General features: G+C 51.9%; 11 protein-coding genes. All 11 read right to left on the bottom strand.

Translation table 11 applies throughout. From position 1 onward, the window contains the following. Positions 1 to 4: 4 nt before the first annotated feature. Positions 5 to 1,141, bottom strand: coding sequence for a non-hydrolyzing UDP-N-acetylglucosamine 2-epimerase (gene wecB / locus DM872_RS01830; protein WP_179057851.1), 1,137 nt, complete (start codon positions 1,139 to 1,141; stop codon positions 5 to 7). A gap of 73 nt (positions 1,142 to 1,214) precedes the next feature. Beyond that, on the bottom strand, positions 1,215 to 2,324 hold the full coding sequence (gene wbjC / locus DM872_RS01825; RefSeq protein ID WP_179057850.1) for a UDP-2-acetamido-2,6-beta-L-arabino-hexul-4-ose reductase: 1,110 nt from the start codon (positions 2,322 to 2,324) through the stop codon (positions 1,215 to 1,217). Between the two features lie 3 nt (positions 2,325 to 2,327). Then, the gene (locus DM872_RS01820) at positions 2,328 to 3,368 is read right to left on the bottom strand and encodes a polysaccharide biosynthesis protein (protein WP_179057849.1); all 1,041 of its coding nucleotides are present in this window, start codon (positions 3,366 to 3,368) and stop codon (positions 2,328 to 2,330) included. After that, a complete protein-coding gene (locus tag DM872_RS01815; protein WP_179057848.1) occupies positions 3,365 to 4,558 on the bottom strand; it encodes a glycosyltransferase in 1,194 nt (397 codons plus the stop codon). Before DM872_RS01815 ends, DM872_RS01820 begins: the two co-directional genes overlap by 4 nt. A gap of 17 nt (positions 4,559 to 4,575) precedes the next feature. Further along, on the bottom strand, positions 4,576 to 5,964 hold the full coding sequence (locus tag DM872_RS01810) for a hypothetical protein (protein WP_179057847.1): 1,389 nt from the start codon (positions 5,962 to 5,964) through the stop codon (positions 4,576 to 4,578). Positions 5,965 to 6,027: 63 nt separating this feature from the next. Continuing rightward, complete coding sequence (locus DM872_RS01805; protein WP_179057846.1) at positions 6,028 to 7,455, bottom strand: sugar transporter; 1,428 nt, start codon at positions 7,453 to 7,455, stop codon at positions 6,028 to 6,030. Positions 7,456 to 7,644: 189 nt separating this feature from the next. Next, positions 7,645 to 7,926: an integration host factor subunit beta gene (gene ihfB / locus DM872_RS01800; protein WP_179057845.1), complete on the bottom strand. Its 282-nt coding sequence runs from the start codon at positions 7,924 to 7,926 to the stop codon at positions 7,645 to 7,647. Positions 7,927 to 8,075: 149 nt separating this feature from the next. Then, a complete protein-coding gene (gene rpsA, locus DM872_RS01795; RefSeq protein ID WP_179057844.1) occupies positions 8,076 to 9,755 on the bottom strand; it encodes a 30S ribosomal protein S1 in 1,680 nt (559 codons plus the stop codon). Between the two features lie 281 nt (positions 9,756 to 10,036). Continuing rightward, complete coding sequence (gene argE, locus DM872_RS01790; RefSeq protein WP_179057843.1) at positions 10,037 to 11,209, bottom strand: acetylornithine deacetylase; 1,173 nt, start codon at positions 11,207 to 11,209, stop codon at positions 10,037 to 10,039. Further along, a complete protein-coding gene (locus DM872_RS01785) occupies positions 11,202 to 11,879 on the bottom strand; it encodes a DUF1028 domain-containing protein (protein WP_179057842.1) in 678 nt (225 codons plus the stop codon). Before DM872_RS01785 ends, argE begins: the two co-directional genes overlap by 8 nt. An 11-nt stretch (positions 11,880 to 11,890) precedes the next feature. Next, positions 11,891 to 12,322, bottom strand: coding sequence for a RidA family protein (locus tag DM872_RS01780; protein ID WP_077525271.1), 432 nt, complete (start codon positions 12,320 to 12,322; stop codon positions 11,891 to 11,893). Position 12,323: the final 1 nt, after the last annotated feature.

Genomic DNA, 12,323 nt, shown 5'->3' with positions numbered 1-12,323 from the left:
CGAATCAATATTTTTTCCAGACAGTCCGCATAACATAATCACGATAGCTGTGAATTATACGTACAACCTTTTCCGAAACATTCGGCATGCTGTAATCCGCGACCAATCGCAAGTCTCTAGTTTCGCCACTGGACTGAGACTCCAGAATCTTGAGCCCTTGCATCACACGATCGACCTCCAAGCCGACCATCATTGCAGCAGCTTCTTCCATTCCTTCGGGACGCTCATGAGCCTCACGGATATTCAACGCAGGGAAATTAAGAATTGATGCTTCTTCATTGATCGTACCGCTATCCGAGAGCACAGCCTTGGCAGTGAGCTGCAGCTTGTTGTAGTCCTTGAATCCAAGCGGCTTGAGCAATCGAATATTCGAGTGGAATTTGGCTCCTACTGCCTCAACCCTCTTCATTGTTCGCGGGTGAGTAGAGACAATTACCGGTAAGTCGTAGTTTTCCGCTACCGAATTAAGCACATTGACGAGCTTAAGGAAGTTCTTATCCGAATCTACGTTCTCTTCGCGATGAGCACTCACGACGAAGAACTTTCCAGCCTCAACCCCAAGACGATCCAGGACATCAGATGAATCAATCCCCGCCCTATAATGATTCAGAACCTCAAACATCGGACTTCCCGTTTTGATGACCATTTCAGGCGGGAGCCCTTCACGCAAGAGGTAGTCTCTGGCGATGGTACTATACGTCAAGTTGATATCCGCAGTGTGATCAACAATGCGGCGATTAATCTCTTCAGGCACCCGCATGTCAAAGCAGCGATTTCCGGCTTCCATGTGGAACGTTGGAATCTTGCGGCGCTTGGCGGGAATTACAGCCATGCAGCTATTAGTATCACCCAGAACCAGTAGCGCTTCAGGATTTACCTCGCTCAACACCCGATCAACGGAGATAATAACATTTCCAATCGTCTCGGCACCGCTAGCTCCGGCCGCACTGAGAAAGTAATCCGGCTTACGGATACCAAGGTCCTGGAAGAAAATTTCATTTAGTTCGTAGTCATAATTCTGACCGGTGTGAACTAGGACATGATCGCAATAGCTGTCCAGCGCCGCTATGACTCGAGAGAGCCTGATAATCTCAGGGCGAGTCCCAACAACCGTCATCACTTTCAACTTTCTTACTTCCATATCACACCCTGAAACCAATATTCTAGAATTATCTTCTCGATCCGACGCAAGAACCCAAGGGCCGATTGGTTTATCAGTCCAATGGATTCGAGTAGGTATCCGGTCGGTCTCTATCAAAAACTTCGTTAGCCCATAGCATCACTAACATTTCTTCACTACCAACGTTAGTTATATCGTGGGTCCAACCCGGGACGGTCTCCACTATCTCTGGCACGTCACCCGAGGTAGTAAGCTCATAAAATTCGCCGGAATGAATATGACGAAAACGGAAGCAGGCCGTCCCCTTTATGACAAGAAACTTCTCCGTTTTGGAGTGATGATAGTGCCCCCCTCTAGTAACACCGGGATGCGCAGTAAAATAAGAGAATTGCCCCGAATCATGAGTCTTTAGCATTTCGACAAACACACCACGCGAGTCAGCGTGTTTGGGCACCTCATAAGTGAAACTTTCCGGCGGCAGGTAACTCACATAAGTCGAGTACAGAGCACGAACAAAGCCGGTCCCGACAGGTTCGCTTATCAACGTATTACGGCTATTGCGGAATGACTGAATCAGAGAGGCAATTTCGCCGACTGTTGCGTGATACTCAGGCTCAACTGTGACGAACGACTCTTCATTCACTCGCCCATCCATGACATCTACAAAACGAGCCATGACATCATCAATGTATACAAGACGTACTTTCGCGGCGGCATCATTGATTTGAATGGGGATATTGCGAGCGATATTATGGCAAAATGTTGCAACGGCAGAATTGTAGTTCGGCCTGGCCCATTTTCCGAATACGTTTGGCAGTCGGAACAGATAGACGGGAGAGCCACTACGCTTCGCCAGAGCCTTGATTTCGTCTTCGGCCTGAAGCTTGCTACTGCCGTAAGGATTCGGCAACTCCGCCTGTATTGAAGAAGAAAAAAGCACAGGTATGGGCTTGCCAAGCTCAGCAATCGAGTCACAAAGAGCTTTTGTCAGATCGGTATTGCCAGACTTAAACTCGTCAACCGAAAGTGGTCGATTGACTCCAGCAAGATGAAAGACAAAATCCGCCTGAGCCAACAAACTCGGCAACTCCGCAATACTATTCTTCCGAGAGTATCGCAGAACCTCCACGTCCTTACGCTCTCCCAAGTGGGCCAGCAGGTTCTTCCCGACAAAGCCCTCAGAGCCAGTCACCAAAACTCTCATTTGTCACTCCTCAGGCGTAGCTAATTCACCACGCTGGATCGCGCGAATAAAGTCCAGTTTGAGCAGCAGGCGCTGCATGCCTTCCACATCCAGGCGCTCAGTATTATGCGAGTTGTAATCTTCGCTTCTGGAGATTCGCTCTTCACCCCTTTCAACAAACTTCTCATAGTTCAGATCTCGGAGATCTGGCGGAACACGGAAGTAATCGCCCATATCTTCCGCACAAGCTATTTCTTCGCGACTTAATAGGGCCTCATACAGCTTTTCGCCATGACGAGTTCCGATTACCTGGATTGGATAGTCGGGTTCACCATGCAGCGCGGTAAGTGCCTTTGCCAATACTTCCACGGTAGCAGCAGGAGCCTTCTGCACGAAAAGATCACCGTTATTGCCATGCTCAAAGGCGTAAAGCACCAAATCCACCGCATCTGCCAGCGTCATCATGAAGCGAGTCATGCTCGGATCAGTAATGGTCAACGCTTTGCCAGCCCTGATCTGATCAACAAACAACGGTATAACCGAGCCACGCGAAGCCATTACATTGCCGTAGCGAGTACCGCAGATCACTGTCTTGCTGTCATCCACGTTTCGCGATTTCGCTACCATCACTTTCTCCATCATCGCCTTGGAGATTCCCATGGCGTTGATCGGATAAACAGCCTTATCGGTGCTCAGACATACGACGCGCTTCACATCATTCTGAATGGCTGCCTCAAGCACGTTATCTGTGCCAATAACGTTTGTTTTGACAGCCTCCATTGGATGAAATTCACAAGAAGGTACTTGCTTTAACGCTGCCGCATGAAAAATGTAATCGACATCGCGAGTGGCATTGAGCACGCTCTGGAAATCCCTTACATCACCTATGTAGAACTTTAATTTCTCGCTACCATAATTTTTTCGCATGTCATCTTGCTTTTTCTCATCACGACTGAAGATGCGAATCTCCGCAATATCAGTCTTCAAGAATCTTTTGAGAACAGCATTTCCAAACGAACCAGTACCACCAGTAATGAGAAGTTTTTTTCCAGAGAAACTGATCATTTATTCAACTCCATAAACTCTACAATCTTGCCCCCAACGGCGGCACTATTCTTGTTTTGCAAGACCCAATCTCGCGCAACAGCAGCCTTATCTTGTAGTGACCTTGTGTCCGAAGCAGAGAACTCCCTGAATGAATCACAAACGCCTTCTACAGAAAACTCAGAAATCACATTCAAATGGGGAAAATATTCATCAGGAATTCCCGACAATTTGGTCGTCAATATGGGAGCACCGCTCACCATATACTCAAGCAATTTCGAAGGAAAAGAGTAGCGCGTATACGCCTCAGCTGGATCCCGTGTTAGCACAAGCAGCGAAGCCTCCTGCTGAATTTCTGCAACCTGCACAGGAGGAATGAAGCCTAGATACTTGACGGAAGAGTATTTATTCGACGTATCTTTGAGATAGTCTTCCAAATCACCACGCCCACATATCCAAAGTTCGTAATCAATACCTGACTTCAGAAATCCTTCAACAAGTTCCAGAATGCCATATGCCCTATTCACACCACCGGCGTAAAAAATAATATTTCTTTTCTTTCCAGATAAATTTTGCTTATCAGCACTCTCGGAGCTAGCTATACCTTCGAGCACCAGATAGGGTTTGTCACGCCACTTCTTACTATCTTTGACCATGTATTCGCTGGCAACAAAAACGCCAGCGGAACGCGATAGCAGAAAGTCTATCAATTGACCGTCGAAACGCTTCAGAAGCCGGAGAAAGCTGGATCGCTTCAAACCCATGTCCATGAAACTTGGAAGATCAGCCACATAAACGAAATATGGCCTCCTCCAGATAATCGAATAGACATAGGCTGCCATCAGATTCGGCGAGTGAGCAGAGTAAACGCATATCAGCCTAGCCTTGCCCTTGCTTAGCAAGCCACAAACACCACTCAAGAAGCGAGTCAGGAATTTTATTGCCGGGAAGTTGATCATTGGCATGACGAGACCAGTTACGTCGCCTCGCCGCCAACGGGATCTTGGGCAATAAATGTGCTTATTGCGCGGGAAAGTTGAAATTGCAACGGTTGAAACTGCTTCTACGGATGCACCAGTTTGGCAAATTGCATCTACAAATCGGCCTTCTAACTTGAACGCTGCGACTTGTGGAAGCGCGTCAGATTTCGAGTATTTCTCAAAATACTCGTCCCCCACATAGAAGCCGAGCAGGATAACCTTATCCTCCATGTTTTAGGCCACCGTGACTAATTGCATATCTTTATGGAAAGCCGCTTGACGGCGACCCTGTATAGCGCATAGAGAGCCAATAGAAGTACCACCCATACCACTCCATGGTCGTAGATCAGGGGACCTTCACCAGGCAACTGCGAGAAATGGTAGCCTGCAATCGCGCCGGTGATACCTAAAGCTCCCACCGCAGCATTTGCGTCCAGAGGAAGACTGGCAAAAAGTCCTAAAATAATTGAAGCGCAAAGTAGCGCAAACATGGCAACCATCCAGCCACCCAAGGCATAACCAGAAACATGCACAGGTGCCGGTGAAGTGCCTCTCCCTTCAAATCCATCGCGGCCGAAAATCCTCTCGTAGACAAACGTGCTTGGTCGGCATGCCTTTCCAACCTGTAGCTGGTCCAGAACTCCCCCGCAAACTGCCCCTTCTTTCGTGAAGATCTCATAATAATATGGGTAAGCAATTGCCATTCGGTTCAGCGCGGCGAAGAGTAACATAGGGGCATTCGAAGCAGCAGCATCAACGGTTCCGGAAACGTTCACTTTATCGCGCTGCTCAGTAATCACAGGTGTCTCAAGCTTTGGCTGAGGCGCAACATCGTGGGACTCTACTGCTGCAGGCGCAACTGGTGCGGGCACAACAACCGTAGGCGTTGGGGCCAGACGGAAGACGAACGCAGATACAAGCAAGTAGACACCAATCAGCCCGACCCCACCAGCGACCGCCTTGATGTACGGCCACCTTTCGGTATAAATAAATACGGAAATTACTAGGCCCCCATAATAAATCAATACAGGCCACTTCATATTGAGAAGAACAAGAACAAGCGTCATTAGCATTGCATTCAATAGGCTCATTACAGCCCAAAACAAAGAACGCCCCGTCACAAACTTAATGAAAGCATATACTGAAAGATAATGGAGAATCGACATTATTACGACAAGAGGAAAGAACCCCAACCTTCCCCTAATTTCGAACCTTGCCTCCACCGACGAGACTGCATCATGCCCGCTAGTGAAAAGAGAAAATGCATCGGCAGTTGAGAGGGATACAAATACGAAACCTAAACAGACCAGGTTAACAATCAAGAAATCCAGCCTAGAAAATTCGGGAATAATTTTCGGAACTCTCGAAGCCAGCCCAGAAATTCTTGATTTTACTAGCAAGATTACGATAGGCGTAACAAAAAATGGTGAAAGTAACAACGCCCAGTAGCCAACACCAAACAAGGTCTCAAAGCCAATAATCTTCGCTGAAAACGGCAGTCTCTCTAAATAACCCCGACTAACTGGTAGGCAATAGAATATATTACCTACCACGATGGTTATAAAATATGACAATAGAAATAGTATGGGAGCTATGTTACCCGAAACCCAGTTTCTGAACTTATCGCGATAGACCACAAGCCATCCCCTGCTTGTCAAGAATCAATAAAATTTCGATCCATAAATTTCGAGCACAACTCATTATCTCGAAGTAAACTCGCTAGCAACCGCCTTCCATTGAATCCCTTTCCAAAAAGCAAGAAAGACGACAGGAGTAAACAGAATCGTCCAGACAGCCTTTATCACCCACCACTCTGCGAAGACACCTGTACGCAACGCTTTGTCAATCATGTAAGCGGAGAGGAAAGCAAATAGTGACATCAATAATGGAACCCAAAGGAAGCGCATCAAATCCAGCTTCTTAATGGTCGTGCTCAACACCAGAACAAAATATATGATATGCGCAATAAGCGAACCAATCGCGACTCCCAACAAGCCCCAGTAGCGCCCCCCCAGAAACACCAGTAAGCCTCCAACTACAGCAGAAGCCAACGAAAAAATGGCGAGTCTTCGTAGCCGGCAATGTACTTCTAGTCTCTTTTGCAAGTAAACGGAAGCACAGTTCAGGAACACGCAGAGGAATGCCATGAACAGCATATAATGAGGAACCAGAAGCACCTTTCCTGTAAAGCGCTCGAAAATCTCGAACCCTAAGAACTGAAGAACACACCAGCATATAGAGAAGAACAGAATCAAATAGGCTAAACAGCCATCGATTATTTTCCCGCCAAATGAGCCTTGTCTGAATTTGTCGATAATGAACGAATGGACAACCATCAAGAGCGGCATACTGATTAACCCGCCAGCACCGACGAATAAGTCTTTCAATGATAAGTACGCCGACCCATTCGCAATCTCATAATACCCAATCGAAAAACGATCAATATTAGTTAATATTAGCGCTCCCAACATCCAAGGCATTAACGCATAGCCGTACTTGAATATTTTTCGAAAATCACTCTTCAGAGCTGAGCCTACAACCTCATAGCGAACGCCGAACGAGAGCCGCGCTGCCCAAAACAAATAGCCGACCGCACCAGCGTAACCTATGCCAAGCCCTATTAATGCCAACCTGAAGTCGGCTGCGTAAATATTGAAAAGCAGATAGACCGACAATAGCTGGCCAACAACTTGAAATCCTACTGATTTTAGTTGCGTGGAGACGGAATATTTCGCCTGAAAGGCAGCTGATAGAAAGAAGAAAATAACCTGAAAAAAGCAGAGCATCCATACACACAGAAAAACATAATCTTCCTTTATAAAGGAAGACGAAACAAATCCAGAAATACTCGACACAACAGGCGCAAGTAGAAGTGACACAAAAATACAGCTAGTCAAAAGAGACGAACCCTTCTCATTCGAAGCATAATATATATAAGAAGTGCCGACCCAGCCTGCAAATAACTGCGCAGAAATCAAAGAGCTTGCGACGCAAATCGAGTATGCAACATAACTTTCAGCAGGAAGACTTGCATAAAAATACAATATAAAAAAAATACCAGTCAATGCAGGAATAACCTTGACCGGAAAGTAGAGCGCAAATTTCCAAACAAAAGAATTAAAATTCATTATTATCTAAAAAATCAAGAATCATCTTCGAAGACCGACGATGAACACTGGCGTTATATCAACTTAAAAAGAGAGCACTCAACCCTTAGCTCTCTTTCCTTAAATTGCATCCTTAGAGCTCAACTGACGATAGACATCATCGAGACGGATTCGTTCCATGCAGGCGAAAGTTATACAGAATAAATTCTGTCAAACCTCATTCACCCGATCTCGCAACTCCTTGCCTGGCTTGAAATGCGGCACGAACTTACCGTCCAACTTGACTGACTCCCCTGTCTTCGGATTGCGCCCCACACGCGGCGCGCGGAAGTGAAGTGAGAAGCTACCAAACCCACGAATCTCGATCCGATCCCCCGTAGCCAGCGCCTGGGACATCTGTTCAAGCATGGTCTTGATGGCGAGCTCTACGTCCTTGGACGACAGCTGCCCCTGGTGGGTAACGATTCGTTCGATCAACTCCGACTTGGTCATGGTTTTCCCTTCTAATTCAAGCGGCTAGATCAGCTCTATGAGTTTTTAGCACGCTGGAAGGGGTTTGAACAGCTCTAACGCGGAGCGGTAAATCGCGGGCAACAAAAAGGGCGGCCTAGGCCGCCCTTCTTGCTGATGGAGCAGGGTGATTAGCCCTGGTTCTCCATCTGAGCACGGATCAGGTCACCAATGGTGGTCGGGCCGGTGGACTCGACTTCCTGCTTGCGCAGTTCCTTCATGGCGTCCTTCTCGTCATCAACGTCCTTGGACTTGATGGAGAGGCTGATTACACGGCTCTTACGGTCGATGCTGATGATCTTGGCTTCGACTTCTTCGCCTTCCTTCAGCACGTTGCGAGCGTCTTCAACGCGGTCACGGCTGATTTCGGAAGCCTTCAGAACACCTTCGATCTCGCCGCCGAGGCTGATTACAGCGCCCTTGGCGTCAATTTCTTTCACGGTGCCGCGAACGATGCTGCCTTTCTCGTGCATGGAGGCGTAGCTGGAGAACGGATCGTCTTCCAGTTGCTTGATGCCCAGGGAGATGCGCTCACGCTCCGGATCAACGGAGAGGATGACGGTTTCCAGCTCGTCGCCCTTCTTGAAGCGGCGTACGGCTTCTTCGCCAACTTCGTTCCAGGAGATGTCGGACAGGTGAACCAGACCGTCGATACCACCTTCCAGGCCGATGAAGATACCGAAATCGGTGATCGACTTGATGGTGCCGGAGATCTTGTCGCCCTTGTTGAAGCGGCTGGAGAAATCTTCCCACGGGTTGGATTTGCACTGCTTGATGCCCAGGGAGATACGACGACGCTCTTCGTCGATGTCCAGAACCTGAACTTCCACTTCGTCGCCAACCTGAACGACTTTCGACGGGTGGATGTTCTTGTTGGTCCAGTCCATTTCGGAAACGTGTACCAGGCCTTCCACGCCCTCTTCCAGCTCGGCGAAGCAGCCGTAGTCGGTGAGGTTGGTTACACGGGCGGTCACGCGAGTGCCTTCCGGGTAACGAGCCTTGATGGCAACCCATGGGTCTTCGCCCAGTTGCTTCAGGCCCAGGGAAACGCGGTTGCGCTCGCGGTCGAACTTCAGGACCTTCACGTCGATCTCGTCACCAACGTTGACGATCTCGGACGGATGCTTGATGCGCTTCCAAGCCATGTCGGTGATGTGCAGCAGGCCGTCTACGCCGCCCAGGTCAACGAACGCACCGTAGTCGGTGAGGTTCTTGACGATACCTTTGACTTGCTGGCCTTCCTGCAGGGATTCCAGCAGAGCTTCGCGCTCGGCGCTGTTCTCGGCTTCCAGGACGCTGCGACGGGAAACGACAACGTTGTTGCGCTTCTGATCCAGCTTGATGACCTTGAACTCGAGTTCCTTGCCTTCCAGGTGGGTGGTGTCGCGTACGGGACGCACGTCGACCAGGGAGCCCGGCAGGAACGCGCGGATGCCGCTGACGTCGACGGTGAAACCGCCCTTGACCTTGCCATTGATAACGCCCTTGACCACTTCTTCGGCGTTGAAGGCGGCTTCCAGAACCAGCCAGGACTCGGCGCGCTTGGCTTTTTCGCGGGACAGCTTGGTTTCACCGAAGCCGTCTTCCACCGCGTCAAGCGCAACGTGGACCTCGTCACCCACCTTGATGGTCAGTTCGCCTTGTTCGTTATAGAACTGCTCGACCGGGATGACGCCCTCGGATTTCAGGCCAGCATGGACGGTGACCCAGTCACCATCGATGTCGACCACGATGCCGGTGATGATTGCACCCGGCTGCATGTCGAGGGATTTCAGGCTTTCTTCAAAAAGTTCTGCAAAGCTTTCGCTCATGTTCATACCTGTAGTCAAAGGCCAGGAAAGGCCCTATTCCGCACTCCAGCCAATGCGGTCAAGTCATCAATAGAGGCGATGGGGATCGAAGCTGGTATCCCACACCGTCCCGGTGGCGCAACTCCCAGCGGAAACCGGAAGCTGCGCAAAACTCAGGGTTGACATTGGCTTTTTCAACCTCCGGACGGAGGAATCGAGCCAACATAAGGGCTGGAATGGTAGCAATGGGGTTGACGCCCGTCAATCACACACCCCAGCCATACCTAAAGGGGTGCGGCAGTCTACAGCAGACGCTCTTCGCCCTGTAGATAAAGCGCCAGACGGCGCAGCATGACGTCGCACTCCAACAGCTGTTCAAGACTGACGAACTCGTCCGGCTTATGCCCCTGATCCATGCTGCCCGGGCCGCAAACGACCGTGGGAATGCCCGCCTGATCGAACAACCCACCCTCGGTGCCGAAGGCCACGGTGCCGAACTCCGTCGAACCAGAGAGGAGCGCCAGCAGGCGAGCCGCTTCACCGTCGGGCGGAGTGACCAGTCCCGGATAGGCGCTCAACGGCTTGAGGCTGATGCCAGTATCCGCCTGCACCCTGCGCATCCGGGGCACCAATTCGTCCTCGGCGAAGGCGAGCAGTTCATCCGCCACCTGCTGAGCATCGAAACCCGGCAGCGCGCGCACCTCGAAGTCGAACTCGCATTCCGCCGGAACGATGTTCAGCGCACGGCCGCCCTTGATGGTGCCGGTCTGCACGGTGGAGAAAGGTGGGTCGAAGCGTTCATCGTGAAGTTCCGGCCGTGCCAGTTCCGCACCGATCTCGCCCAGCTTTCCGATCAATCGTGCCGCGTACTCGATGGCGTTCACGCCATAAGGCGCGTAGGCGGAATGACAGGCGGCGCCCTGGACTTCACAGCGCATGGCCAGCTTCCCCTTGTGGCCCAGCACCGGCTTCAACTCCGTGGGTTCGCCGATCAGGCACAGGCGCGGCTTGTGCGGCCGTTTTTCCAGCTCCGCCAGCATGGGACGCACTCCCAGGCAGCCAACCTCCTCGTCATAGGAGAAGGCCAGATGCACCGGCAGGGTGAGTGGCCGCTCCAGAAAGATCGGGACAGCCGCCAGGACGGAGGCAATGAAACCTTTCATATCCGCTGTGCCGCGGCCGTAAAGCCGCCCTTCCCTTTCGGTCAGCCTGAATGGTTCGACCGTCCAGGCCTGCCCGTCCACGGGCACCACGTCGGTGTGGCCAGACAGCACGACGCCACCCCGGTCGCGAGGACCGATGGTGGCGAACAGGTTGGCCTTGGTGCGTTCGGGGTTGTAGAACAGCTCACTCTCGACCCCGAGACCGGAGAGGTAATCCCGGATGAACGCGATCAGCTCCAGGTTGGAGTCCCGACTGACGGTAGCGAAACCGACCAGCCGCTCAAGCAGATCGCGACTGGAGACCTCACTCATCGCCCGGCACCCCGTAACTGGGGGCCGCCGTAGGGTTCAGCGCACGGGTGACGTAATCCTGCATCTGCGGCCGATAGGCCTGCCAGAGCGCGTCCAACTGACCGATCGGGTCCTCCTCCGCCCAATCGACCCGCAGGTCGACGAGCGGCCAGGTGAGGTCACCCATCACCTTGAGTGCTGCCGAGTGAACCGGACCCGCTTCGCCACCTGCCGCCATCGCGGCGTGCATGGCTGCCAGCAGGCGCTCGGCAAGAAGCCCGGGAGCTGCCTCGAATGCCTTCACCATGGCTTCGATGACATGGGTTCCAGACAACAGGTTCCCTGCTGCGACGCACTGCTCGCCAGCAACCGCGTTGTGCACGCCCAACGCCTCGCTGCCACTGAACAGCGCGGTGCGGCCGTGGCTATCGATCACTGTGACCTGGCGATACTGGCTCCAGCCGTTGGTGCTGAGGGCCCGATCCAGGGCTGCCACGGGCTCCAGCTGTTGACCGTCGAGCAGGTCAAGAATCTGCGGACCCAGGGCCGGCAGGGTGACGTTCTGGGTCGCCACCGCACCAACCCCCGCCCGCACCCACGGGCAACGGGCGCCGACCGCGATGCTCGAAGAGCTGATGGCGATGCCGAGCTGCCCAGTCTCCGGGCAGCGGCCAATGATAGAGAACGTCATGCTCCTGCTCCTTATGCCTGTGCCGACTGCCAGTCGTCCGGAATCACCGCGATCACATCGATCTCCATCAGCCACTGCGGCTGGCCCAGGGCGGAAACCACCAGCCCGGTGGAGATCGGGAACACGCCTTTGAGCCACTTGCCCACTTCCTGGTAGACCGGCTCACGGTAGCGGGGGTCGATCAGGTAAGTGGTGGTCTTGACGATGTGGGACAGGTCGCTGCCCGCCTCTTCCAGCAGTTGCTTGACGTTCTTCATGGCCTGTTCGGTTTGGGCGCGGGGATCGCCGAGGCCGACCAGCCGTCCCTCGAAATCGGTCCCGACCTGGCCGCGCACATAGACGGTATTGCCAGCACGCACGGCCTGGCACAGGTCATTATCCAGCGACTGGTTCGGATAGGTGTCCTTGGTGTTGAACATGCGGATGCGAGTATGGGTAGGCATC

Origin of the sequence: Pseudomonas taiwanensis, from assembly GCF_013393345.1 — a bacterium.
Taxonomy (GTDB): Bacteria; Pseudomonadota; Gammaproteobacteria; order Pseudomonadales; family Pseudomonadaceae; genus Metapseudomonas; species Metapseudomonas resinovorans_C.
The sequence above is the reverse complement of the archived record's forward strand: the minus strand, read 5'-3'. Positions and strand labels throughout refer to the sequence as shown.

Excerpts from the sequence above, each read along its gene's own strand:
- wecB (WP_179057851.1), bottom strand. The coding sequence starts at position 1,141 with ATGGAAGTAAGAAAGTTGAAAGTGATGACGGTTGTTGGGACTCGCCCT.
- wbjC (WP_179057850.1), bottom strand. The coding sequence starts at position 2,324 with ATGAGAGTTTTGGTGACTGGCTCTGAGGGCTTTGTCGGGAAGAACCTG.
- DM872_RS01820 (WP_179057849.1), bottom strand. The coding sequence starts at position 3,368 with ATGATCAGTTTCTCTGGAAAAAAACTTCTCATTACTGGTGGTACTGGT.
- DM872_RS01815 (WP_179057848.1), bottom strand. The coding sequence starts at position 4,558 with ATGGAGGATAAGGTTATCCTGCTCGGCTTCTATGTGGGGGACGAGTAT.
- DM872_RS01805 (WP_179057846.1), bottom strand. The coding sequence starts at position 7,455 with ATGAATTTTAATTCTTTTGTTTGGAAATTTGCGCTCTACTTTCCGGTC.
- ihfB (WP_179057845.1), bottom strand. The coding sequence starts at position 7,926 with ATGACCAAGTCGGAGTTGATCGAACGAATCGTTACCCACCAGGGGCAG.
- rpsA (WP_179057844.1), bottom strand. The coding sequence starts at position 9,755 with ATGAGCGAAAGCTTTGCAGAACTTTTTGAAGAAAGCCTGAAATCCCTC.
- argE (WP_179057843.1), bottom strand. The coding sequence starts at position 11,209 with ATGAGTGAGGTCTCCAGTCGCGATCTGCTTGAGCGGCTGGTCGGTTTC.
- DM872_RS01785 (WP_179057842.1), bottom strand. The coding sequence starts at position 11,879 with ATGACGTTCTCTATCATTGGCCGCTGCCCGGAGACTGGGCAGCTCGGC.
- DM872_RS01780 (WP_077525271.1), bottom strand. The coding sequence starts at position 12,322 with ATGCCTACCCATACTCGCATCCGCATGTTCAACACCAAGGACACCTAT.